Genomic DNA, 886 nt, shown 5'->3' with positions numbered 1-886 from the left:
TGGTAGGCTTGGGCGCCGGCGGCTAGACCCTGCAGGGCGCGGGTGCGGTCGTCGGCTTTGCTTTTGGCAGCACCTTCGGCAGCGTTGACCAGATCGATCAGCGGTGAGGAGATTTTGGCGAAGGTGCCGATTTTAAGGTCGCGCTCGCTCTGGCGGCTGCGGCCGTGGTTGTCGGCGGTGCGGATATCGACGCTTTGGGCGGCAATGTCGATGTCGCGGGCGGCGGCAACATCACTGCCGGTTTGGCGGTAGGCACCGCCGGCATCTATCCGTACGCTGCCTTTCAGGCTGCCGATTTGGCTGGCGGCCTGCCGGGTTTCTTCGCCCTCGTTCTCGCGGCGGTTTTTCATCCAGCCGCTAAAGTGCTCGGTGTCGGAAATAACGGCACTGCCGATGCCGGAAGAAACTTGGCGCTCGCTCTGGCTTTGGCGGTGTTCGGCGGCGCGGATGTCGATGTCACCGCCGGCTTTAAGCAGCAGGTCGTCTTGGGAGACCAGACTGCTGCCGCTGACGGCGATATTGCCTTTTTCGGCAAGCAGACGGGTTTTACCGCCCACGGACAGGGTGCTGCCGCTGATGCTGCCGATCTCGCCCGCAGCCTGCCCCTGATCGTTAAAGGTGCCGAAGGGGGTGATATGGTCGCGGTTGTCGATGGAGAAACCGCTGCGCTTGCTGCTGCCGGTTTGCCGGCGGCTGTCGGCCGCGGCCAGCAGTCGGATATCGTCGCTGGCATACAGCAGGGCATCGCCTTCGGCGGAGATTTGTGCGTCTTTGGCTTCGATGCTGCCTTCGGTGGCACGGATGCTGAGATGGCGGCCGGCCGTCAGCGAGCTGCCGACGGCTTCGGTGCTGCTGCTATCCTGCGTCTGCGTGCTGCGGCTGCGGC

1 protein-coding gene is annotated in these 886 nt (G+C 64.3%); it reads right to left on the bottom strand.

Annotation, left to right across the window (positions count from 1 at the left end; genetic code table 11):
• Positions 1 to 886 (bottom strand): hemagglutinin repeat-containing protein (locus ACTHTJ_RS10685; protein ID WP_440360955.1); only part of this gene is annotated, 886 nt, incomplete at both ends.

This window comes from Neisseria sp. P0018.S001, from assembly GCF_051957355.1.
Classification (GTDB): domain Bacteria; phylum Pseudomonadota; class Gammaproteobacteria; order Burkholderiales; family Neisseriaceae; genus Neisseria; species Neisseria subflava_A.
This window is presented reverse-complemented; position numbering and strand designations above follow the sequence as displayed.